The 22,007-nt window shown below is 66.5% G+C and carries 19 protein-coding genes and 1 pseudogene; 14 read left to right on the top strand and 6 right to left on the bottom strand.

The window, feature by feature from the left end; genetic code table 11:
• Nucleotides 1-3 precede the first annotated feature (3 nt).
• Nucleotides 4-1,137, top strand: a complete 1,134-nt coding sequence (locus tag ACWDTD_RS09700; protein ID WP_449746880.1) for an acyl-CoA dehydrogenase family protein — start codon at nt 4-6, stop codon at nt 1,135-1,137.
• A gap of 243 nt (nt 1,138-1,380) precedes the next feature.
• Here ACWDTD_RS09700 and ACWDTD_RS09695 read toward each other — a convergent pair whose 3' ends face one another.
• Nucleotides 1,381-2,526, bottom strand: coding sequence for an NAD(P)H-dependent flavin oxidoreductase (locus tag ACWDTD_RS09695; RefSeq protein ID WP_449746879.1), 1,146 nt, complete (start codon nt 2,524-2,526; stop codon nt 1,381-1,383).
• 4 nt (nt 2,527-2,530) lie between these two features.
• Complete coding sequence (locus ACWDTD_RS09690; protein WP_449746878.1) at nt 2,531-4,177, bottom strand: acyl-CoA synthetase; 1,647 nt, start codon at nt 4,175-4,177, stop codon at nt 2,531-2,533.
• A gap of 70 nt (nt 4,178-4,247) precedes the next feature.
• Here ACWDTD_RS09690 and ACWDTD_RS09685 point away from each other — a divergent pair, with 70 nt between their 5' ends.
• The 6 genes from ACWDTD_RS09685 (at nt 4,248) to ACWDTD_RS09660 (ending at nt 10,515) form a co-directional block, all read left to right on the top strand.
• On the top strand, nt 4,248-5,030 hold the full coding sequence (locus tag ACWDTD_RS09685; RefSeq protein WP_449746877.1) for a crotonase/enoyl-CoA hydratase family protein: 783 nt from the start codon (nt 4,248-4,250) through the stop codon (nt 5,028-5,030).
• 53 nt (nt 5,031-5,083) lie between these two features.
• The gene (locus ACWDTD_RS09680; protein ID WP_449746876.1) at nt 5,084-6,535 is read left to right on the top strand and encodes a cytochrome P450; all 1,452 of its coding nucleotides are present in this window, start codon (nt 5,084-5,086) and stop codon (nt 6,533-6,535) included.
• Between the two features lie 131 nt (nt 6,536-6,666).
• Entirely contained in the window at nt 6,667-7,638 is a 972-nt protein-coding gene (locus tag ACWDTD_RS09675; protein WP_449746875.1) for a MetQ/NlpA family ABC transporter substrate-binding protein, read from the top strand.
• Between the two features lie 39 nt (nt 7,639-7,677).
• Nucleotides 7,678-8,709, top strand: a complete 1,032-nt coding sequence (locus ACWDTD_RS09670; protein WP_449746874.1) for a methionine ABC transporter ATP-binding protein — start codon at nt 7,678-7,680, stop codon at nt 8,707-8,709.
• On the top strand, nt 8,706-9,368 hold the full coding sequence (locus ACWDTD_RS09665) for a methionine ABC transporter permease (RefSeq protein WP_449746873.1): 663 nt from the start codon (nt 8,706-8,708) through the stop codon (nt 9,366-9,368). Before ACWDTD_RS09670 ends, ACWDTD_RS09665 begins: the two co-directional genes overlap by 4 nt.
• A 4-nt stretch (nt 9,369-9,372) precedes the next feature.
• Complete coding sequence (locus ACWDTD_RS09660) at nt 9,373-10,515, top strand: glutamate--cysteine ligase (RefSeq protein ID WP_449746872.1); 1,143 nt, start codon at nt 9,373-9,375, stop codon at nt 10,513-10,515.
• A 54-nt stretch (nt 10,516-10,569) separates the two neighbouring features.
• On the opposite strand, the gene ACWDTD_RS09655 is transcribed toward ACWDTD_RS09660, so the two are convergent.
• Nucleotides 10,570-11,607 (bottom strand): LLM class F420-dependent oxidoreductase, encoded by a 1,038-nt coding sequence (locus ACWDTD_RS09655; RefSeq protein WP_449746871.1) that lies wholly within the window; start codon nt 11,605-11,607, stop codon nt 10,570-10,572.
• An 87-nt stretch (nt 11,608-11,694) separates the two neighbouring features.
• On the opposite strand from ACWDTD_RS09655, the gene ACWDTD_RS09650 reads away from it, so the two are divergent.
• From ACWDTD_RS09650 to ACWDTD_RS09635, 4 genes are all read left to right on the top strand, one after another.
• On the top strand, nt 11,695-12,762 hold the full coding sequence (locus ACWDTD_RS09650) for a Zn-ribbon domain-containing OB-fold protein (RefSeq protein ID WP_449746870.1): 1,068 nt from the start codon (nt 11,695-11,697) through the stop codon (nt 12,760-12,762).
• Nucleotides 12,763-12,812: 50 nt separating this feature from the next.
• Nucleotides 12,813-13,868, top strand: coding sequence for a thiolase domain-containing protein (locus ACWDTD_RS09645; RefSeq protein ID WP_449746869.1), 1,056 nt, complete (start codon nt 12,813-12,815; stop codon nt 13,866-13,868).
• Entirely contained in the window at nt 13,868-15,046 is a 1,179-nt protein-coding gene (locus ACWDTD_RS09640) for a thiolase domain-containing protein (protein WP_449746868.1), read from the top strand. The genes ACWDTD_RS09645 and ACWDTD_RS09640 overlap by 1 nt, the downstream gene beginning before the upstream one ends.
• Nucleotides 15,047-15,272: 226 nt before the next feature.
• Nucleotides 15,273-16,265 carry a hypothetical protein gene (locus ACWDTD_RS09635; protein WP_449746867.1) on the top strand — a complete coding sequence of 331 codons (993 nt, stop codon included), beginning with the start codon at nt 15,273-15,275 and terminating at the stop codon, nt 16,263-16,265.
• Nucleotides 16,266-16,415: 150 nt separating this feature from the next.
• Here the strand turns inward: ACWDTD_RS09635 and ACWDTD_RS09630 are convergent, their stop codons facing one another.
• Both ACWDTD_RS09630 and ACWDTD_RS09625 read right to left on the bottom strand, forming a co-directional pair.
• Complete coding sequence (locus tag ACWDTD_RS09630; protein ID WP_449747006.1) at nt 16,416-16,865, bottom strand: nuclear transport factor 2 family protein; 450 nt, start codon at nt 16,863-16,865, stop codon at nt 16,416-16,418.
• 21 nt (nt 16,866-16,886) lie between these two features.
• A complete protein-coding gene (locus ACWDTD_RS09625) occupies nt 16,887-18,110 on the bottom strand; it encodes a cytochrome P450 (protein WP_449747005.1) in 1,224 nt (407 codons plus the stop codon).
• A gap of 221 nt (nt 18,111-18,331) precedes the next feature.
• Here ACWDTD_RS09625 and ACWDTD_RS09620 point away from each other — a divergent pair, with 221 nt between their 5' ends.
• Together ACWDTD_RS09620 and ACWDTD_RS09615 are read left to right on the top strand one after the other, a co-directional pair.
• Nucleotides 18,332-19,495, top strand: a complete 1,164-nt coding sequence (locus tag ACWDTD_RS09620) for a steroid 3-ketoacyl-CoA thiolase (protein ID WP_449746866.1) — start codon at nt 18,332-18,334, stop codon at nt 19,493-19,495.
• A 58-nt stretch (nt 19,496-19,553) separates the two neighbouring features.
• Nucleotides 19,554-19,979, top strand: a complete 426-nt coding sequence (locus ACWDTD_RS09615; protein ID WP_449747004.1) for a nitroreductase family deazaflavin-dependent oxidoreductase — start codon at nt 19,554-19,556, stop codon at nt 19,977-19,979.
• Here ACWDTD_RS09615 and ACWDTD_RS09610 read toward each other — a convergent pair.
• Nucleotides 19,960-20,574, bottom strand: coding sequence for a TetR/AcrR family transcriptional regulator (locus ACWDTD_RS09610; protein WP_449746865.1), 615 nt, complete (start codon nt 20,572-20,574; stop codon nt 19,960-19,962). The genes ACWDTD_RS09615 and ACWDTD_RS09610 overlap by 20 nt on opposite strands.
• Before the next feature lie 146 nt (nt 20,575-20,720).
• Here ACWDTD_RS09610 and ACWDTD_RS09605 point away from each other — a divergent pair.
• Nucleotides 20,721-21,978: pseudogene (locus ACWDTD_RS09605) on the top strand (cytochrome P450).
• Nucleotides 21,979-22,007 lie beyond the last annotated feature (29 nt).

The raw sequence follows: 22,007 nt of genomic DNA, 5'->3' as shown, positions 1-22,007 counted from the left end.
ACAATGGATTTCACTCTCCCCGAATCCGGCGAGGATGTGCGCGGCCTGGCGCACGACATCGTCGGCAAGATCAGTTCGCCCGAGCGCGTCGCCGAACTCGAAGTCACCAGGGCGCCCCTCGACCACGAACTCTGGCGTGAACTCGGCGCCGCGGGCCTTCTCGGCCTGGAGGTGCCGTCGGCCGTCGCGGGTGATCGCGGCGGCGATCTCACCGCGGTCGAGAACATGGTTGTCGCCGAGCAATTGGGCCGCGCTTTGGCCCGTGTCCCTTTTGCGGCGCACGCGTTCACCGCCATGCCGCTGATCGCCGCACGTGGCAGCACCGCGTTACGCGAGACGGTCGTCGGACCCGGCGCCGGCGGTGAGCTGATCGTCACCGTCGCATTCGAGGAGGACCTCGGCGTCGACCCCGCCTCGCCGGCGGCCACCGCGGACAACGGTGTCCTCACCGGGACCAAGGTGAATGTCCCCTACGCACCGGCCGCCGACCTTCTTCTCGTCAACGCGATCGGCGCCGACGGCCCCGTCGTGGTGGTCGTCCGCACGGATGCGGACGGCGTGACGGTCACGCCCACCACATCGACCGGACTCATCCCCACCGCCCAGGTCGATTTCGCCGATGTCGGCATCGGCGGCGATGACATCCTGGACGGCGGTGCGGCAGCGGTACACGACGTCGTGAATCGATTCACCCTGGCAATCTGTGCCGAGCAATCCGGAATCGTCTCGCGCGCACTCGAACTCACCGCCGAGTACGCGCGCGAGCGCGAACAGTTCGGTCGGGCGATCGGCTCCTTTCAGGCGGTCGCGCAACGCCTGGCAGACGGATACATCGACGCTCAGGGATTGTCCCTGACCACCACCCAGGCGGCATGGCTGCTGGCCGGGGCGCACACCGACTCCGCGGTGACCGACATCGAACTGCGCACCGCGATCGCCACCGCCAAGTTCTGGGCCGCCGAAGCAGGGCACCGCGTCGCGCATACGACCGTGCATGTGCACGGCGGCGTCGGCCTCGACACCAGTCATCCCGCGCACCGATTCTTCTTGCGCGCCAAGCAGAACGAATTCACCCTGGGTTCGGCGAGCACCGCGCTGCGCCGGATCGGAGATGCCCTGGCCACCGAGCCTGCGTGACGGCCCCCGTCGAGCGTGCCCAGTTTCGCTGGTTGAGCTTGTCGAATCCACCCGCCCCCGCCCACATCCGCCGGTCGAGCGTGCCCATCCGCTGGTCGAGCGTGTCCAGTTTCGCTGGTTGAGCCACATCCGCTGGTTGAGCTTGTCGAAACCACCGACGGGCACGCTCAACACGAGACCGGGCACGCTCAACGCGAGACCGGGCACGCTCAACGCGAATCCGGGCACGCTCGACGGTAACGGCTACTCCAGCGTCTTGCCCAGCCGCGCAACCGATTCCTCGTACTCACTCACCAGATCGGCGACGAGTTCGGCGACGGGGGTGATGGCATTGCACCGGCCGACGATCTGCCCGGCGGGCATCGCGACCACATCGGGATCGTCGGCGTGCGAGATGCGCGAATGAGCCTCGGCGACGAGGAGATTCTGCAGCGGCATGGGCAGCGGATCGGGTGCGTTCGCGGCGTCCCAGGCATCGGTCCACTTCGTCTTCAACAGGCGCGCAGGCTTTCCCGAGTAGATCCGACGTCGCACGGTGTCTCGCGACGACGCCGCCAGCAGCGCCTTCTGCACGGTCGACGGCCCATCACCCACCGCACCCAGCTTGTACTCGGCCGCGGTGAGCCAGTAGGTGCCCATCCACACGCCTTGGGCCCCGAGCGCGATCGCCGCCGCCATCTGCCTGCCGCTGCCGACACCGCCCGCGGCGAGCACCGGCGCGCGATCCCCCACCGCGTCCACCAGTTCGGGCCACAGCACCATCGAGGTCACCTCACCGGTGTGGCCACCACCCTCGTATCCCTGCGCGATCACGATGTCGACCCCGGCGTCGACATGATGCAGCGCATGCTCTTTCGCCCCGGCGAGCGCGGCCACCTGCACACCGTTCTCGTGCGCCACGGCGATCACATCAGGCGGCGGTGACCCCAGGGCGTTCGCGATGAGCTTGATCTGACCGTACTTCCGCGCATGCTCCATCGCCACGTCGACGTGCGAGCGTGCCACCGAGTGCAACCATCCCAGCACCCCGGCGTCGAGGCGCTCCCCGTCGGGCAGGGGTGGCACCCCGAGATCGTCGAGAGTGCGTTCGACGAAGGCGCGGTGCTCCGGCGGGATCATCGACTCGAGGTCGAGTTTGCTGCCCTCGGTGGGGATCTTCGCCGGCATCACGACGTCCACCCCGAACGGCCTGCCGTCGGTGTGCTCGTGCATCCACTCGAGCACCTCGTCGAGCTCGGCCGGATCGTTGAAGCGCACGCAGCCCAGGACGCCGAATCCGCCCGCCCGGCTCAACGCGGCGGCCACGTCCTGGCTCGGCGTGAACCCGAAGATCGGATAGTCGATGCCGAACCGTTCGCTCAGCGCCGTGGTGACGATGTTGTCGCTCATCCGATCACGCCCTTCCCGAGAGAACCTGCACCGAGTCGTCGGCCGGCCGGGACTCGGTGATCTGCGTACCCCACCGATAGTTCGGCTTGCCGGCCGGTGACCGTTTCACCTCATCCACGAACCACACGCTGCGCGGGCACTTGTATCCGGCAATGTGCTCGCGCACAACGCTGTTGAGGTCGATCACCGTGGGTCGTCGATCATTGCGGGTGGCCACCACCGCTGCCACGCGTTGACCGTACCGTTCATCGGGCACTCCCAAGACGAGCACGTCGAACACATCGGGATGTGCCTTGAGCGCCGCCTCCACCTCCTCGGGATACACCTTTTCCCCGCCGGTGTTGATCGACTGCGAGCCACGTCCCAGCATGGTGATGGTGCCATCACTCTCGAGCACCGCCTGATCGCCCGGAATCGCATAGCGCACACCGTCGTACACCTTGAAGGTGCGTTCGGTCTTCTCCGGGTCGTTGTGATACCGCAGCGGGATATGCCCCGACCTCGCGAGCACACCCACCTCGCCGCCGCCCGGTTGCGTGCGGGTGCCGTCGGCACGCAGCACCACCGCCTCCTTGTCGGCCACCACGCGGGGTGCCCCGGCGTGCGACTGGCCCTTCTTCGCGAAATCCATTCCGGCGAAACCTGTTTCCGACGAACCGATCGCGTCCACCACGATCAGATTCGGCAGCATGTCGAGCAGCCGGTCCTTGATGGTCGCGGAGAACAGCGCCGCCGACGATGCCACCGTGATCATCGACGACGTGTCGTAAGGACGGTCACCGGCCAGACTCTCCGCGAGCGCGTCGGCCATCGGCCGGGCCATCGCGTCGCCGGTGATCATCACGACGTTGACCTTGTGTCGCTCGACGATCTCCCAGGCGAGGCGCCCCCCGAAGTCGGGGTAGATGATCGCCTTTCCGCCGGCGAACAAGGCCTGGAACACCGCCCACTGGGAGCCGCCGTGGATGAACGGCGGGATGGGATAGCGCACCAGCTGGGGGTGCTGCGCACCGTCGCGGGCCAGCTTCCATTCGTCGTCGATCGGGTCGCCGGTGTAGAAGTCGATGCCGCCGCCGAGCACCCGCCAGATGTCCTCCTGCCGCCACACGACGCCCTTGGGCGCACCGGTGGTGCCTCCGGTGTAGAGCATGTAGAGGTCGTCGTTGGACCGCTCCTCGAAGTCACGTTCGGCCGACCCCCGCGCGATCGCCTCGTCGTAGGTGAGCGCGCCCTCCGGGACGGGCACGCCGCTGTCGTCGTCGAGCATGATGAGGTGCTCGAGCGCCGGCGCATTCGAGAACACGTTCACCGCGTTCTCACCGTACTGGCGTTCGTAGATGAGTACCTTCATGCCCGAGTCGCCGACGATGTGCTCGAGTTCGGCGAGCACGTAGCGGTAGTTGACGTTGACCATCACCGCGCGCGCCTTGAAGACGGCGATCATCGCGATGACGCATTCGATGGTGTTTCGGCTGTACAGGCCCACCGCGTCGCCGGGTTCGACGCCCAGCTGACGCAGGGTGTGCGCCAGCGCGTTGGCCTGTGATTCCACCTCCGCGTAGGTGAGCACCTGGTTGTCGGATTCGAGCGCCACCCGCTCGGGCACGAGGTCGACGGCGTGCTCGATGAGATCGGCGATGTGCATGGCCATGCCCACAAAATTAGAACGTGTTACCGTTTTCGGCAAGACGCAAAAGTGGGATCGATCACAAGGAGTACCGATGCCCGACTGCCTGGTGGAAAAACGCGGTCACGTGCTGATCGTGACGATGAACCGGCCCGAGGCACGCAACGCGCTCTCCACCGAGATGATGGCCATCATGGAGCAGGCATGGGATCGGGTCGACGCCGACCCCGACATCCGCGTCGCCATCCTGACCGGCGCCGGCGGCTACTTCTGCGCGGGCGCCGACCTCAAGTCGATGAACCAGAAGGCGCCGGGTGACAAGTTCGCCGAGGGCGGCTGGGATCTCACCCGACTGCCCGCACTGCTCAAGGGCAGACGATTGTCCAAACCGCTGATCGCCGCCGTCGAAGGACCCGCGATCGCCGGTGGCACCGAGATCCTGCAGGGCACCGACATCCGGGTGGCCGGGGCGAGTGCAAAGTTCGGCGTCTCCGAGGCCCGCTGGGGACTGTTCCCGCTCGGCGGCAGCGCGGTGCGGCTGGTACGGCAGATCCCCTACACCGTCGCCGCCGACATCCTGCTCACCGGCCGTCACATCTCCGCCGCCGAGGCCAAGGAGTACGGACTGATCGGCTACGTGGTGCCCGACGGCGCCGCACTCGACAAGGCCCTCGAGATCGCCGAACGCATCGCCGCCAACGGACCCCTCGCGGTGCAGGCCATCCTGCGGACCATCCGCGACACCGAGGGCATGCACGAGGAGGACGCGTTCAAGATCGACGCCGATCTCGGCGCCAAGGTCTTCGCCAGCGCCGACGCCAAGGTGGGGCCGCGGGCGTTCGCCGACAAGCAGACCCCGATCTTCACGGGTCGATGAGAATCCGTTCGAAACCTTTGACACATCCGAGTTCCTGAGGGCATCGTCGGGTGATGGTGCGACGCCACATCCTCAATGACTGGTCGGGTCAGCAGTTCCCGCATGCGGGTCGCCGCCGGCGATTCGTCGGCGACTTCGGTGTCGCGGACCCGCGCAGCCCCCTGCTGAGCGTGCTCGAGTTCGGTGCACAACTCGGTCCCATCTACGAGATGCAGATCTTCCGGCAGAAGTTCGTGTTCGTCTCGTCGGCCGATATCGCCGCGGAGCTGTGCGACGAGACCCGGTTCTGCAAGGCGCTGCCGCCGGCCATCGTCGCGCTGCGAGATTACGCCGGCGACGGCCTGTTCACCGCGTACAACGACGAGCCGAATTGGCAACTCGCACATGACCTGCTGATGCCCGCGTTCACCAAGTCGGCGATGCGCTCGTATCACCCGATCATGGTGCGCACCGCAACCGAACTGTTCGACTACTGGACCCGCCGTCCGGTCGACGCGTCGGGCACCAGGCGCGTGGAGGTCACCGGCGACATGACCAAACTGACGATGGAGACCCTCAGCCGCACCGCGTTCAGCCACGATTTCGGATCGTTCTCGAGCGCCGAACGACATCCGTTCGTCGGGGCGATGATCCGGGCCCTTGAGACGGGGCGTCGCAAGGGCGGTTTGCGGACCGCACCCGGCGGTCGCCTGCTCGCCCGGTATCTCGACCGCCGAAACAGCGAACCGCAGGCCTACGTCGACACACTGCTCGACGACCTGATCGCCGAACGCAAGGACGACACCGACCAACACGATCTGCTCGGCATCATGCTCAACGTGACACATCCGGACACCGGTGAACGACTCTCCCCGCTCAACATCCGCTACCAGATCCTCACCTTCCTGGTGGCAGGACACGAAACCACCTCGGGGGCGCTGTCTTTCACTCTCTACTACCTGTCGCAGAATCCCGAATGCCTGGCTGCCGCCCAGCGGGAGGTTGCCGAGATCCTCGGCGACGACCCCGACGCGATGCCCACGTTCGAGCAGGTCCCCAAGTTCCGCTACATACGGCGGTGTCTCGACGAGGCGCTACGGATCTGGCCGACGGTGCCCGCCTTCGCGCGCAGCCCGCGCGAGACCACCACCCTGGCCGGGAAATACCCGATGCGGCCGTCGGACTGGGCGGTGGTGGTTCTCGGCCAGGTGCACACAGACCCGTCGGTCTGGGACAACCCCGACGTCTTCGATCCCGACCGGTTTCTGCCGGAGAACGTGAAGAAGCGCCCGGCACACAGCTACAAACCCTTCGGCACCGGGGCGCGCGCCTGCATCGGGCGTCAGTTCGCGCTGCACGAGGCAACCCTGGTGCTCGCCGGCCTGCTGCACCGTTTCGACATCGCCGCCGACCCGGGCTACGAATTGCGCATCGACGAACGATTGACTCTGGTGCCCAGAAGTTTTGAACTCGGCCTGCGACGCCGGCCGGTCCTGCCCAGTCAGGTCCCGGCGGGCGCTCACTGAGCGGTTCGGGGCAACCGACGCGACCATTCCCCTTACAATCGGGTTGCATTTAACCGTCAGCCTGCGGACTTGCGGTACCCGACAAAGCGGCTGGCACGTCGCCATGTAGTGCTGGCGGATCATCAATGTCCATGAGTGCATCGACGCCCGATCCATCGGTGCCCGCGGACGGCGCCGCCGCATCCGATCCGCACTGGCTGCCGCCCAGGCCGAAGCGCGACCGCAGCCTGGTGATCGCCGGATCGGCGGTGGCGCTCCTGCTGGTGGTGGGTCTCGCATTCACCCTCTTCAGTTCCACGGGCCTGCTCTCCTCACACAACGACAAAGTGGTGACGATCGGCACCACCGAGGGCAGCGCCGACTACTGGCCGATCCTCAAACGGCTCGCCAAGGACAAGGGCATCACTATCGAGACGGTCAACTTCTCCGAGTACACCCAGCCGAATCCTGCGCTGGCACAGGGACAGATCGACCTCAACCTGTTTCAGCACCTCGTCTTCCTGGCGAACTACAACGTCTCGTCCTCGCAGAACCTGACACCCATCGGGTCGACGGTGGTGGTGCCGCTGGCGCTGTACTCGCGGCAGTACTCGTCTGTTCAGCAGATTCCGTCCGGAGCCCAGATCGCAATCCCCAACGACCCGACCAATCAGTCTCGCGCGCTGCTGGTTCTGCAGCAGGCCGGACTCATCAGCCTGCGGGGCGGTGGCAGCATCATCTCGACGCCCACCGACATCCTGCCCGAGTCGCGGGTACGAGTGGTCCCGGTGAGCGCCCAACAGACCGTCACCTCGCTGCCGTCGGTGGCCGGGGCTGTCATCAACAACGGATTCGCGAACGACGCGAACATCGACCCGCAGTCGGCGATCTACAAGGACGACCCCGACAGTCCCGCCGCCGAGCCGTACATCAACGCGTTCGTCTCCCGTGCCGCTGACAAGGACAATCCCACCTACAAGGAGATCGTCGAGCTGTATCACTCACCCGAGGTCACCAAGTCCGTCGTGGACGCCTCGAAGGGGACCGCAGTGATCGTCAACAAGCCCGCCGACCAGCTGGAGGCGATCACCGCCAAGCTCGAGGAGCAGATCCGTGACAAGTGACGCCTCCTCACCCCCCGAACCCCGGCGCCAGGAGCTCAGATGACCGCCATTATCGACATCGACGACGTCACCGTCACCTATCCGGTGGAGGGATCGCGCACCGAGACGTTCGACGCGGTCTCCGGGGTGAGCCTGACCATCGACGCGGGCGACATCTTCGCCATCATCGGCGGGTCCGGCGCCGGCAAGAGCACCGTGGTTCGACTCATCAACGCGCTGGAACGACCGTCGGCCGGGCGTGTGCGGATAGACGGTGCGGACATCACCACGCTGAACGGCAAGGCCATCCGTTCGCTGCGCACCGAGATCGGCATGGTGTTCCAGCAGTTCAACCTGATGAACTCGCGCACCGTGTACGGCAACATCGCCTTCGCGCTGGAGTCGGCGGGATGGGCCAAGGAACGCCACCGAGACCGCATCGCCGAACTGCTCCATTTCGTGGGACTGGCGGAAAAGGCGTGGGCCTACCCACGACAACTGTCCGGCGGACAGAAGCAGCGCGTCGGGATAGCCCGCGCGCTGGCCGCCAACCCCAAGATCCTGCTGGCCGACGAGGCCACCTCGGCGCTCGACCCACAGACCACCAACGACGTGCTGCGGCTACTCAAACGCGTCAACGAGGAATTCGGCATCACCGTGGTGGTGATCACCCACGAGATGGACGTGGTGCGCAAGCTCGCCAACCGGGTGGCCGTGCTCGATCGGGGCAAGCTCGTGGAGCAGGGCGAGGTGTATCAGATATTCTCCGACCCCCAGGCGGAACTCACCAAGCGGATCGTGGAGAACTCGTTGCACGACAAGCCCTCCGAAGTCGATGCCGCGCTGCTGTCGGCGCGCTATCCGGGACGGCTGGTCTCTGTGTCGGTCACCGACGACACTGCGATCGGTCCGGTGCTCGCCGAGGCCAGCCGCACCACCGACCTCTCCTTCGACTTCGTCTACGGGGGCATCTCGGCCTTGGCCGGCAAGTCCGTCGGCAGCATCACGCTCATGCTCAACGGGTCGGATGCCGCCATCGAATCGACGATCGCACAGTTGCGTGAGGTCTCGGCAGTGGAGGACGTCCGATGAACATCGACTGGAACACACTCGGGCCGATCTTCTGGGAATCGGTTTGGCAGACACTGCAAATGGTGGTGGCCACGCTGGTGGTTGGCGGGTTCTTCGGCCTGATCCTCGGGGTATTGCTCTACACCACGCGCGCCGGCGGAATCCTGCAGAACACATGGGTGTACAACATCCTCAACGTGATCGTGAACTTCGTCCGGCCCATCCCGTTCATCATCTTCATCGTGGCCATCGGACCCCTCACACTGAAGGTGGTCGGCACCACGATCGGCACCAAGGCCGCCATCTTCGCATTGATCCTGGCCGCCACCTTCGGAATCTCCCGCATCGTCGAACAGAATCTGGTCTCGATCGACCCCGGGGTCGTCGAAGCCGCACAGGCCCAGGGCGCCAGCCCCTTTCGGATCATCACCCGGGTGCTGCTCCCCGAGGCTCTCGGACCGCTGATCCTCGGCTACACGTTCGTGTTCATTGCGATCGTCGACATGACCGCGGTGGCAGGCTCGGTGGGCGGCGGTGGGCTGGGCAACTTCGCGATCCAGTACGGCTACCAGCGCTTCAACTGGTGGGTCACCTGGATCGCGGTGCTCGCCATCATCTTGATCGTCCAGGTGGCACAGTTCTTCGGAAACTGGCTGTCGGGCAAAGCCCTACGGCGCTGACGTCGTGGCACTGCAGTTCTCGGCATCCCCACGCACACTGATCGGCCTCGAGTGGGAAGTCGCGTGCGTCGACCGGCGCAGCGGTGAACTGAGCCCGGCCGCACCCGCGCTGCTGGCGCAATTGGGGCCGGCCACCTCGTTCCCCCATGTGACCGGTGAACTCCTCACCAACACACTGGAACTGGTGAGTGCTCCGCACTCGCACGTCGGCGGGGCCGTCGACGAACTGCGGGCGATGTCGGAAAGGATCATCGACCTCGCCGAACCGGACGGCGTGGAGATCATGTCGTCGGGTACCCACCCGTTCAGTCAGTGGTTCGGCCAACAGGTCACACCCGGAAACCCGCGCTACGACACGCTCATCGACCGCACACAATGGTGGGGACGTCAGATGATGATCTGGGGCGTGCACATCCACATCGGAATCGATCGGCGCGACAAGGTGATCCCGATACTCAACGGCCTGCTCAATCATCTCCCGCTGTTCGGTGTGCTCAGCGCGTCGAGTCCGTTCTGGGCCGGCGAAGAGACCGGCTACGCATCCAACCGTGCCCTCCTCTTCCAGCAATTGCCCACCGCGGGACTGCCTCCGATATTCGACGACTGGGCTGGTTACGAGAAGATGGTGGCCGACGAACTACGCATCGGCGTGATCGACGGGGTGGGCGATCTCCGCTGGGACGTCCGGCCCTCGCCGAAGTGGGGAACCATCGAGATACGGGCGTTCGACGGCATCCCGACCGCGTACGAGATCGGTGCGGTGGCGGCGTTCGGCCAGTGCCTGGCCGAACATCTGTCCCGGCAGTTGGACGCCGGACGGGAGATCACACCGTTTCCGGCCTGGTATCAGCGCGAGAACAAGTGGCGCGCAGCCCGTTATGGCATCGACACCATCGTCATCACCAGTCCCGACGGGGACGAGCGACTCGCGGTCGACGTGATCGGCGAGCTCATCGAGACCCTCGGTCCGATCGCACGCGAGTTGGGCAACCTGGACGAACTGCTGCGGATCCACACCATCCTCGACCGGGGTCCGAGCTATCTGCGGCAACTGCGGGTGGCCGAGGCCAACTCGGGCAGCCTGCGCGCGGTGGTGGGTGCGCTGGTGTCGGAGTTCCGCGACAACACGATCACCAGTCTGCGCTGACGGCCCCCGTCGAGTCCCCCGGCCACTCACGTCCCAGGCCACTGCACACGGTCCTCACACCAGTGTGCCGAGCTCCCGGATCGTGTCGGTGTCACGCGCGGTCACCATGAGCATCGACACCCCCGCCGCCTCCCACTGCTTGATCTGCTCGCGCACCTCGTCGGCATTTCCGACGATCATCGTCTCGCGGACCATCTCGTCGGGGACGGCGGCCAGCGCCTCGGCCTTGCGTCCGGCCAGGAACAGGCTGCCGATCTCGTCGACCACCTCGCCGTAGCCCATACGCCGGTACAGGTCGGCATGGAAGTTCTTCTCCTTGGCTCCCATGCCGCCGACGTAGAGCGCGGTGGCCGGCCGGTAGGCGTCGATCGTCGCGGCGACGTCGTCGGTGATGGCGACCTGAACGGTGGCCGCCACCTCGAAATCGTCCCGGGTGCGACGGGCACCGGGCCGCGCGAAGCCCTCGGCGAGCCACTGCTCGTAGCGGTCGGCCAGGCGCAGCGAGTAGAAGATCGCCAGCCAGCCGTCGGCGATCTCGGCGGTCTGTGCCACGTTCCGGGGCCCCTCCGCGCCGAGCCAGATCGGGATGTCGGCGCGCAGCGGATGAGTGATCGACTTGAGCGGCTTGCCCAGTCCCGTCGACCCGGCGGCATCGGCCGGATACGGCAGCGGGTAGTGCGCGCCCGCGTTGGTCACCCGATCCTCCCGGGCGAGCACCTCGCGCACGATCCGCACGTATTCGCGGGTGCGGGCCAGCGGTTTCGCGAACGGCTGCCCGTACCAGCCCTCCACCACCTGGGGTCCGGAGACGCCCAGGCCGATGATGTGGCGACCGCCGGAGAGGTGATCGAGCGTCAGCGCGTGCATGGCCAGCGAGGTGGGCGGACGCGCGGAGAGCTGGGCGACGGCGGTGCCGAGCCGCACACGCGTCGTGGCCGCACCCCACCACGCCAGCGGTGTGTACGCATCCGAGCCCCACGATTCCGCGGTGAACACGGCGTCGAATCCGGCCGCCTCCGCCGCGGCGATCAGCGCCGGCGCGTCATCGATCGGACCTGCACCCCAATACCCAAGCTGCAGTGCGAGTTTCACGCCAACAACCTCTCTCTCCGACGCGCCTCCGGCGACGTTGACGGGCGCACCTTGTGTCCCAATACTAGAACGTGTTCTACTCGAAGTGTGAGCAGCATCTCAACCGCCACGCGTCCGGCCTCCCAGAGCCCGGTCGCGACCGTCCCCGATCCGGGCACCGACATCCTCACCGCCCCGCTGACCAACACGTTCGGTTACACGCGCTCACTGGGGCCGGTGTTGAGCCGGTTCGCGCTGGCACTGCGCGAGGCCCGCATCGTCGGATCACGGTGCAGCGACGGCACGGTCGCGGTGCCGCCCCTCGAGTTCGATCCGGCGACCGGTGCTCCGGTGACCGACATCGTCGACGTCGGCGATTCGGGCATCGTCACGGCGTGGTCCTGGAACGGCTCACCCGCCGACGGACAACCCCGCGACGTTCCGTTCGCCTGGGCCCTGATCAGGCTCGACGGTGCCGACACGGCGCTGCTGCACGTGGTGGCGGCCGACGGCCCCGACGCCTTGAGCACCGGGATGCGGGTCCACGCGGTGTGGCGAGCGGCACGCACCGGGGCGATCAGCGACATCGCCCATTTCGCTGCCGCACCCGAACCGGCACGTGCAACGGCCACACCGGAGGACTCCCCCGGTAAGACGGACGCATCCGAGCCTGCGGCGACCGAGGACGGACTCGTCGTGATCACCGTCCCCATCACCACCACCATCACCCATTCGGCCACCCCCGAGGAGAGTGACTACCTGCGCGGGCTCGCCGAGGGCAAGCTCATCGGGTCGCGCATCGGCTCGGGGGTCGACGCGGGGCGGGTGTACTTCCCGCCGCGTGCGGTCAGCCCGTCGGACGGAGCACCGGCGACCGAACGTGTGGAGCTGTCCGACGCCGGGACGGTCACCACCTTCTGCATCGTCAACGTTCCCTTCAGGGGGCAGCGGATCACACCGCCGTACGTGGCGGCCTATGTGCTGCTCGACGGCACCGACATCCCGTTTCTGCACCTGATCCTCGACTGCCCGGCCGACGAGGTGCGCATGGGTATGCGGGTGCGCGCCGTGTGGGTGCCCGACGGCGAGCGCGAACTGTCGCTGGGCAGCATCAGCCATTTCGCACCGACCGGAGAACCCGACGCCGACTACGAGTCCTACCGCGAATTCCTCTGAGTCCCAATACACGTCCGTCCCGGTATCACCGCACCCGTCTAGGAGAACCTGTGGCCCTTCCCCGGATCGCGATCGTCGGATTCGCGCACAGTCCCAACATCGTCGGGACGCACGGCACCACCAACGGTGTCGAGATGCTGATCCCCTGCTTCCACAAGCTCTACGCCGAACTCGGCATCGAGCGCACCGACATCGAGTTCTGGTGCAGTGGGTCGTCGGATTACCTTGCCGGACGCGCCTTCTCGTTCATCTCCGCGATCGACTCGATCGGCGCGATGCCGCCGATCAACGAATCGCATGTCGAGATGGACGGCGCCTGGGCGCTGTACGAGGCGTGGGTGAAGATCGCCACCGGTGAGGTCGACCTGGCGCTGGCCTACGGATTCGGCAAGCCGTCGGCCGGAGACGCGGACCTCACCCTGTCGCTGCAGACCGACCCCTACACCGTCGCGCCGTTGCGGCCGGGCGCCACCGCGCTCGCCGGGCTACAGGCCCGTGCCGGAATCGATTCGGGCGCATGGACCGAGGCCGACATGGCGGCCGTTGCCGCACGCACCTCGGGCGCCTCGGTGGAGTCGCTGCTGGCCGCCGAGTACGTCGCGAATCCGTTGCGCGCACACGATATCGCGCCGTACACCGACGCCGCGGCGGCCGTCATCATCGCCTCGGAGCGACGTGCTCGCGAACTCGTGGCCAATCCGGCGTTCGTGACCGGCTGGGATCACCGGATCGACACGCCCAACTTCGGCGCCCGCGACCTCACCGTGTCGCCGTCGACACGGCTGGCCGCCGACACCGCGTTCGGGGAGCGTGGTCGCGCGGTCGACGTGGCCGAGATCTGCGCGCCCTTCACCCACCAGGAGCTGATCGTGCGCAACGCCCTCGACCTGCCCGATTCGGTGCGCATCAACCCGTCGGGGGGCGCACTGGCGGGCAACTCCCTGTTCTCGGTGGGATTGCAGCGGATCGGCTACGCCGCGCACGCCATCCTCACCGGCGGCGCGCGCACCGCGGTCGCGCACGCCACCAGCGGTCCACTGCTGCAACAGAACATGGTGGTCACGCTGAGTTCCGACGAGGCAGCCCAGGTGGGAGACGAGAACTGATGGCACACAACAACCGCGCCGCGGTACTGGGCACCGGCCAGACACGTTACGTCGCCAAACGGCAGGACGTGACGATGGCCGGAATGTGCCGGGAGGCGATCGACGCCGCACTGGCCGACGCGAAGGTGTCGATCGATGAGATCGACGCCATCGTGATCGGCAAGGCCCCCGATCTGTTCGAGGGCGTCATGATGCCCGAACTGGCGATGGCCGAGGCGATCGGCGCGGTGGGCAAGCGCCTGATCCGGGTGCACACGGCCGGTTCGGTCGGCGGGTCGACGGCCAACGTGGCGGCGTCGCTGGTATTCGCGGGCATCCACCGGCGGGTGCTGGCGGTGGCGTGGGAGAAGCAGTCGGAGAGCAATGCCATGTGGGCGTTGTCGATTCCGGTTCCGTTCACCAAACCGGTCGGCGCCGGGGCGGGCGGCTTCTTCGCACCGCACGTGCGCGCCTACATCCGGCAGTCGGGCGCACCCGAGCACATCGGGGCGGTGGTCGCGGCCAAGGATCGCCGCAACGGCGCGCTCAACCCCCTGGCCCATCTGCACCAGCCCGATCAGACCGTCGAGAAGGTGATGAGCTCGCAGATGCTGTGGGATCCCATCCGCTACGACGAGACCTGCCCGTCGTCGGACGGTGCCTGCGCGGTGGTGATCGGCGACGAGGAGTCGGCCGATGCCGCTGTGGCGCAAGGCGATCCGGTCGCGTGGGTGCACGCCACCGCGATGCGCACCGAACCGCTCTCGTTCGCCCACCGCAACGTGGTGAACCCACAGGCGAGTCGCGACGCCGCCGCGGCGCTGTGGAAGGCCGGCGGTATCGACAACCCGATCGACGAGATCGATGCCGCCGAGATCTACGTACCGTTCTCCTGGTTCGAACCGATGTGGCTCGAGAGCCTCGGATTTGCCCCGGAGGGCGAGGGCTGGAAGCTCACCGAGGCCGGCGAGACGGAGATCGGGGGCCGCATCCCGGTCAACGCCTCCGGTGGGGTGTTGTCGTCGAATCCGATCGGTGCGTCGGGCATGATCCGGTTCGCCGAGGCCGCCATCCAGGTGATGGGCAAGGCCGGCGCACACCAGGTGGCCGACGCGCGCAAGGCACTCGGCCACGCCTACGGCGGTGGGTCGCAGTACTTTTCGATGTGGCTGGTCGGCGCCGACAAGCCGACGCACTAGCCGCCTGCCTTTCCGCCCACCCACCCGACCCACCGACCCACCCACCGACCCACCCACCGACCTACCTACCCACCGAAAGTAGGGGAAGAACAACGTTCCCCTACTTTCGGCGCCTTCCCCTGGAAATTTCTCGCGGATGAGCCCACAAGTAGGGGAGGGTTCTGCTCACTCAATGGTCTGTGGATAGAGCAGCTGCGGTCGACGTGGCGCTTGGCAAGATCGGCCCATGATCGATCCTGACGAATTCGACCTTCGCCAACCGCCCGCAGCGGACCGTCTCATTCTGCGTCGCGAGGCCATCCGCACCGGCAGCACCGACGCCGATATTCGTTATGCCCTGCGCACCAACGCCATCGAGCGAATCCACTGGGGGTCCTACATTTCGACGGTGGCGCCGGAGGGCGAAGACTCTTACGCAGCGCGCGAAGCGAAATATCGCGACAAGGTCGTGGCCGCGGTCCGCACCGGTGGCAGCCGACGCTACCCGAGCCACCAGTCGGCAGCCGCACTCCTGCAAGTGCCGCTCCTCCAACCCGACAGGTCGACGGCGCACTTCATCTCCGAGAAATCCGGACGGACGTCGCCTGGACTGGTCATCCATCAGACATCGGTCGATCCCGAGCATCTGACGGAGTACCAGGGCATCGTGGTCACGAGTATCGCCCGGACAGTGTGCGACGTCGCGCGCGACGGATCCATCCGGCAAGCGATCTGCGCGCTCAACTCTGGTTTGTTCGAGAGCCGACGACGCGATCTGCCCATCTCGCTCGAGCCTGTCATCGACGCACTCAAAGGTACCCACGGGATCGAGACCCTCAGAACAGCGCATGTCCATTCGACAGATCTCTGCGAATCGATCGGGGAATCGTTGAGTTGTTGCATCCTCCTCGAGGACGGCTCGATTCCGTTCCCGGACTTGCAGGTTGCGGTGAAGGTCGACGGCGGCGACGTGAAACGTTGTGACACAGGGTGGCGCGACTCCGATGGACAGCTACGGGTGGTCGGCGAGTTCGACGGGCGATTCAAGTACCACCGCGCGGCTCCGGCGAGCGGCCACCGACTCCCCGAGGACGTGATCTACGCGGAGAAACTCCGCGAAGACGCAATCCGAGACTGCGACATCATCGTCGTGCGATGGACGTGGCAAGAGTTGATGACGCCGGCGGTGGTGATTCGCAAGATCCGGTCCGCGCTCCGCCGCGCCGGCCTCATCCGGTGACTCGATCTTGAGCCCCTCCGACCTTGGTTGTCTGGGGCACTCCCGACCGATTCCTCCCCTACTTTCGTGCTCTTCCCCGAGAACTTTCTGGGGGAAGGTGCGAGAAGTAGGGGAAGACCAACCTTCCCCTACTTTCGGTATCCCGGCAGATCAGGCCTTGCGCACCGAGTTGATGGTCTTCTCGACCTCCCAGAACGCGCGCAGCGCTTCGAGTCGGCCGTCGGGGGCGGCACGGTAGGTGAACACCCCTCGTGCCTGCGACACATGTCCGGCGATGTGCGTGACGATGCTCCCGATGTAGGCGACCTCGGGGCCGCAGATGATCTCCTCGTCGAACACGAACTCGATGCTCTCGGTGGTGCCGATCGAGAGATCCCAGAACTGCGAGATACGTTCTCGCCCTTGAAATCCCACACCCTCGGCGTCGAACATCGACGGACCGACGGGGTCCTCCACCTTCGCGTCGTCGGTGAAGTTGTCGAGCCACGCCGCCTTGTCGCGGGCCACCACCGCCGCCCGGGAGCGCCGACCCGCCACGACGGCGGGATGGTTGTCGCGGTCGATGTTCAGATAGGCCGGGGTATCGGCGGCCGCCGTCATCGCCTGCCCGTCCGGCGCCATCTAGCGGGTGCCATAGTCGACGCGGAGTTCCTTGACCCCGTTGATCCACCCGTGCCGCAGCCGCCGCGGCGCCTCCAGGCGGGAGATGTCGGGCACGATGTCGGCGAGCGCGTTGAACATCAGGTTGATCTCCATGCGGGCCAGGTTCGCGCCGACGCAGAAGTGCGCGCCGTTGCCGCCGAATCCGACGTGCGGGTTGGGATCACGCAGGATGTTGAAGCTGAACGGGTCGTCGAACACGTCCTCGTCGAAGTTGGCCGATCCGTAGAACAGGCCCACCCGCTGCCCGGCCGCGATGTCGACACCACCCACCGTGGTGTCGTTCTTCGCGGTGCGCTGGAAGCAGTTCACCGGCGTGGCCCAGCGGACGATCTCGTCGACGGCGGTCGAGGGACGTTCCTTTTTGAACAGTTCCCACTGGTCGGGGTGCTCGAGAAACGCGTTCATGCCGTGACTGATCGCATTCCGGGTGGTTTCGTTGCCGGCCACGGTCAGCAGGATGAAGAAGAACCCGAACTCGGTCTCGTCGAGCGACTGACCGTCGATGTCGGCCTCGACGAGTTTGGTGACGATGTCGTCCACCGGGCATTTCCGACGCTCCTCGGCCATGGTGTAGCCGTAACCGAGGATCTCCGCGGACGCCATCTGTGGGTCTTCGTCGAACTCCGGGTCGTCGTAGTTCATCATCGAGTTCGACCAATTGAACAGCTTGTCGCGGTCGTCTTCGGGTACGCCGAGCAGGTCGGCGATCGCGAGCAACGGCAGGTCGACGGCCACGTCGTGGACGAAGTCTCCGGTGCCGCGGTCGGCGGCGCGTCGAACGATGGTGCGCGCGGCATCGTCGAGCTTGTCCTCGAGCGCCTGCACCGCCTTCGGCGTGAACGCCTTCGACACGATCTTGCGCAGTCGGGTGTGCTCGGGCGGGTCGTGGTTGATCAGCAACGCCTTGGTGACGTCGAGCTGGTCGCTGGTCATCTCATCGTCGAAGCGCATGATCACGCCGTTGGTCGACGTGGCCCAGTCGTTGTTGTTCTTGGAGATCTCGCGGATGTGCGCATGCTTGGAGATCACCCAGTAGCCGCCGTCGTGGAAACCGCCGCCCTTGCCGGGCAGCTGTGCGTTCCACCAGACCGGTGCGGTGCGACGCAGTTCGGCGAATTCGCGCACCGGCATGCCGCGCTCGAGGAGGTCGGGATTGGTGAAGTCCCAACCGGCTTCGTTCATGAACGGGCACGTGGCCGCGGCTTCGGTGCCCGACGAGCCGACTCCTTCGGTCTTGATCACTGCGCACACCCCTGTCTTCGAAATGAGAACGTGTTTCAGTCTCGGTAGGCAACACCGTACACTGCGACGTAGACGCGGACGAGAACTTGTTCTAATTTTGTCCCGATGTCGGGTCGGCTTGTCGCCACTCGACGCAAGTACATCGAGAAGGAGTGTCGGGTATGGGCGAACCGGTGATCGTCGAAGCAGTGCGCACACCGATCGGCAAGCGAAACGGCTGGCTCTCCGGGCTGCACGCGGAGGAACTCCTCGGTCTCGCGCAGCGCGGACTCATCGAGCAAGCCGGCATCGACCCGGCGCTGGTCGAGCAGGCCATCGGCGGCTGCGTGACCCAGGCGGGCGCCCAGTCGGGCAACATCACCCGCAAGGCGTGGCTGTCGGCGGGGCTACCCGAACAGACCGGGTCCACCACCGTCGACTGCCAGTGCGGATCGGCGCAGCAGGCGGTCAATCTCATCGCCGGACTCATCGCCACCGACACCATCGACGTGGGCATGGCCTGCGGGGTCGAGGCGATGTCCCAGGTGCCGCTCGGCGCCAACATCGGAGTCGACGCCGGGCCCTATCACGCCGATTCGTGGCACGTCGACATGCCCAACCAGTTCGAGGCGGCCGAGCGCATCGCCCGGCGGCGCGGCATCACCCGCGACGACGTGGACGCGCTCGGCGTCCGGAGTCAGCAGCGCGCCCGGCGCGCCTGGGAGGAAGGGCGCTTCGATCGCGAGGTGCTGACCCTGAAGGCTCCCGAGCGCACCAAGGAGGGCGAGTTCACCGGCAACGTGATCGACGTGAGCCGCGACCAGGGACTGCGCGACACCACCACCGAATCACTGCGCGCGCTGCGACCCGTGATCGAGGGCGGCATCCACACCGCGGGCACCTCGTCGCAGATCTCCGACGGCGCGGCCGCGGTGCTGTTGATGGACGAGAGCAGGGCCCGCGAGCTGGGCCTTACACCGCGCGCCCGGATCCGAGCGTCCGCGCTCGTCGGCAGCGAACCGCACTATCACCTCGACGGGCCGGTTCAGGCCACCGAACGGGTGCTCGCCAGGGCCGGGATGACACTGTCGGACATCGACCTCGTGGAGATCAACGAGGCCTTCGCCTCGGTGGTGCTCAGCTGGGCGCAGGTGCACGACGCCGACCTCGACCGCGTCAACGTCAACGGCGGTGCCATCGCACTCGGACACCCGGTGGGCAGCACCGGATCCCGTCTGATCACCACCGCCCTGCACGAACTCGAGCGCACCGACGGCCAGACCGCGCTCGTCACCATGTGCGCGGGTGGGGCACTGGCCACCGGCACTGTGCTGGAACGGATCTGAGGCGGTGAAGCCCGAATCCCGTCCGGATCAACTCGATTCGCCGATCGTCGGCACGCTCATGAAGGCGGGTTCACGGGCGAACACGGCGATCTACCGGCTCACCGGCGGCCGTCTCGGGGGCACGTGGCGCGTCGGCGCCGCCCTGCGACAGCCGGTCCAGGTGTGTCTGCTCACCACCATCGGCCGTAAGTCCGGCAAGCCGCGCACCGCACCCCTGCTCTACCTGCGGCGCGGCGACGACATCGTGGTGGTGGCATCCCAAGGTGGCCGGGAGAACAACCCGGCGTGGTACCTGAATCTGCGCGACAATCCCGCGGTGACCGTCCAGATCGGCAGCGATACAAAGGATTTCATCGCGCGTACGGCCGACGAGGACGAGCGCGCCACGCTGTGGCCGCACCTGGTGGACCTCTACGCCGACTTCGACACCTACGCCGCCTGGACGCAGCGGACCATCCCGGTGGTCATCTGCACGCCGGCGTGACCGACAGGGCGCGCATCGCCGCGCCGAGCCACGCGTCCAGAAACGCGCGGCGTCCGGTCGGGTCCCGCGTGCCCGGATCGAGGACCATCGACTGCAGAGTCCGCAGCACCATCTCGGCCACGAGGTCGAGTTCGTGTTCGCCGTAGCCCGCGGCCGCCCAGTCCACGTCCATCCGCGTCACCATCGTGAGCACGAAATCATGACCCACCTGCGAGGTCACCTCACCCACCGCCGGCAGACTCAGATGCCCCTGGGCGAACAGCACGCCGACGTAGCGATCCGTGGTGAGCTCTTCGAGAACCGCCTCCACGCCGTCGACAACCGCGACATCGGGTTCGGCGATGCCGGCGATGCGCTCGATGATCCGGTCGAGGAAATCGCCCACCGCGTCAAGTGCGGTGGCACGCAGCAATTCCTCGGTCCCGCTGAAGTAGCGGTACACCGTCTGGCGGGTCACCCCGAGGCTCCGCGCGACGTCGCTGATGCTGGCGGCCACGCCGTGTTCGTCGATCGCCTCGCGCGCCGCGGCCAGGATTCGGGCTCGGGCCTCGTCGTCGTTTCGTGGGACCCGACCACCCCATCCGTGGGTACGCACGCCCTCACCCTACCGGCCGTCTCGGTGCCGGCGGCAGAAATCCGGGACTCCGCCACCATACACATGGTCACTCGTTGTATGGTGTAGTGACATCTGACACTCACCTGCTCTGCGCGCCGCGAGCGTGCGGGAGAAAACGAGGGAGCATGACAGCCACCACCGGTCAGACCTGCCCGTTCGGAAAGGGATTCGACTTCACCGACCCCGACGTCGTGGCCGCAGGCCTGCCGATCGACGAATTCGCCTATCTGCGCAAGACCGCCCCCGTCTGGTGGAACGAACAGCCGCCGGGAACGTCGGGATTCAGCGACGGCGGGTACTGGGTGATCTCCAAGCACGCACACGTCCGTGAGATCTCCCGCAACAGCCAGGTGTGGTCGACCAACGCCAAAGGCGCCGTCATCCGGCTTCCCGACTACATCACCCCGGATCAGCTGGAGTTCACCAAAGCCCTTCTGATCAACCACGATCCGCCGGAGCACACTCGCCTGCGCAAGATCGTCTCGCGGCTGTTCACACCGAAAGCGGTGGGTGCGCTCAGCGAGGATCTCTCGTCGTACGCCCGTGACATAGTGACGCGGGCCGCGCACAAGGACACCGGCAACTTCGTCGACGATGTCTCGATCCACCTTCCGCTGCAGGCGATTCTGGATCTCCTCGGGGTGCCCGAAGCCGACCGGGGCCGGATCCACGAGCTGGTGGATTCGATCGTCAACACCGACGATCCCGACCAGGCGATCGACCCCGCAACGGCCAACGCCGAACTCCTCGGATACGCCTACACGATGGCCGAGGAACGCAGGCGCAACCCCACCGACGACATCGTCACCACGCTCGTGCAAGGCCGATATCGATGGCGAGTCGCTCACCGAGATCGAGTTCGGATTCTTCGTGATCCTCCTCATGACCGCGGGCAACGAGACCACCCGCAATGCCACCAGTCACGGGATGCGGGCCTTCATGGACAATCCCGATCAGTGGCAGCGCTACAAGAGTGAGCGGCCACCGACCGCGGTCGACGAGATCCTGCGGTGGTCGAGTCCGGTGCACGCCTTCCAGCGCACCGCGCTGGTCGACACCACCGTGGACGACGTGGCCATCTCCCGGGGAGAACGCGTCGGACTGTTCTACAGTTCGGCCAACTACGACGAGGACGTCTTCGACGATCCCTTCACCTTCGACATCATGCGTGATCCCAACCCCCACCTGGCATTCGGCGGCAACGGTGCACACTTCTGCATCGGCGCGAATCTCGCACGGCTGGAACTGAACCTGGTGTTCAACGCGATCGCCGACACCCTGCCCGACATCGAAGCCATCGGTGAGATGAAGCGGGTGCGATCGGGATGGCTCAACGGCGTCAAGGACCTCCCGGTGCGCTACGGGCGGTGCCCGGTCGGCTGATCCCCGGGCACCTGGCCCGGTGTCGGGCG

Source organism: Gordonia sp. NPDC003425, assembly GCF_053588635.1.
This window is presented reverse-complemented; position numbering and strand designations above follow the sequence as displayed.

What these genes read in the sequence shown, in the direction of transcription:
- ACWDTD_RS09625 (WP_449747005.1), bottom strand. Translation starts at nt 18,110, where the DNA reads ATGAACGAAGCCGGTTGGGACTTCACCAATCCCGACCTCCTCGAGCGC.
- ACWDTD_RS09640 (WP_449746868.1), top strand. Translation starts at nt 13,868, where the DNA reads ATGGCACACAACAACCGCGCCGCGGTACTGGGCACCGGCCAGACACGT.
- ACWDTD_RS09670 (WP_449746874.1), top strand. Translation starts at nt 7,678, where the DNA reads ATGACCGCCATTATCGACATCGACGACGTCACCGTCACCTATCCGGTG.
- ACWDTD_RS09675 (WP_449746875.1), top strand. Translation starts at nt 6,667, where the DNA reads ATGAGTGCATCGACGCCCGATCCATCGGTGCCCGCGGACGGCGCCGCC.
- ACWDTD_RS09695 (WP_449746879.1), bottom strand. Translation starts at nt 2,526, where the DNA reads ATGAGCGACAACATCGTCACCACGGCGCTGAGCGAACGGTTCGGCATC.
- ACWDTD_RS09635 (WP_449746867.1), top strand. Translation starts at nt 15,273, where the DNA reads ATGATCGATCCTGACGAATTCGACCTTCGCCAACCGCCCGCAGCGGAC.
- ACWDTD_RS09680 (WP_449746876.1), top strand. Translation starts at nt 5,084, where the DNA reads ATGGTGCGACGCCACATCCTCAATGACTGGTCGGGTCAGCAGTTCCCG.
- ACWDTD_RS09665 (WP_449746873.1), top strand. Translation starts at nt 8,706, where the DNA reads ATGAACATCGACTGGAACACACTCGGGCCGATCTTCTGGGAATCGGTT.
- ACWDTD_RS09700 (WP_449746880.1), top strand. Translation starts at nt 4, where the DNA reads ATGGATTTCACTCTCCCCGAATCCGGCGAGGATGTGCGCGGCCTGGCG.
- ACWDTD_RS09615 (WP_449747004.1), top strand. Translation starts at nt 19,554, where the DNA reads ATGAAGGCGGGTTCACGGGCGAACACGGCGATCTACCGGCTCACCGGC.
- ACWDTD_RS09630 (WP_449747006.1), bottom strand. Translation starts at nt 16,865, where the DNA reads ATGACGGCGGCCGCCGATACCCCGGCCTATCTGAACATCGACCGCGAC.
- ACWDTD_RS09620 (WP_449746866.1), top strand. Translation starts at nt 18,332, where the DNA reads ATGGGCGAACCGGTGATCGTCGAAGCAGTGCGCACACCGATCGGCAAG.
- ACWDTD_RS09685 (WP_449746877.1), top strand. Translation starts at nt 4,248, where the DNA reads ATGCCCGACTGCCTGGTGGAAAAACGCGGTCACGTGCTGATCGTGACG.
- ACWDTD_RS09690 (WP_449746878.1), bottom strand. Translation starts at nt 4,177, where the DNA reads ATGGCCATGCACATCGCCGATCTCATCGAGCACGCCGTCGACCTCGTG.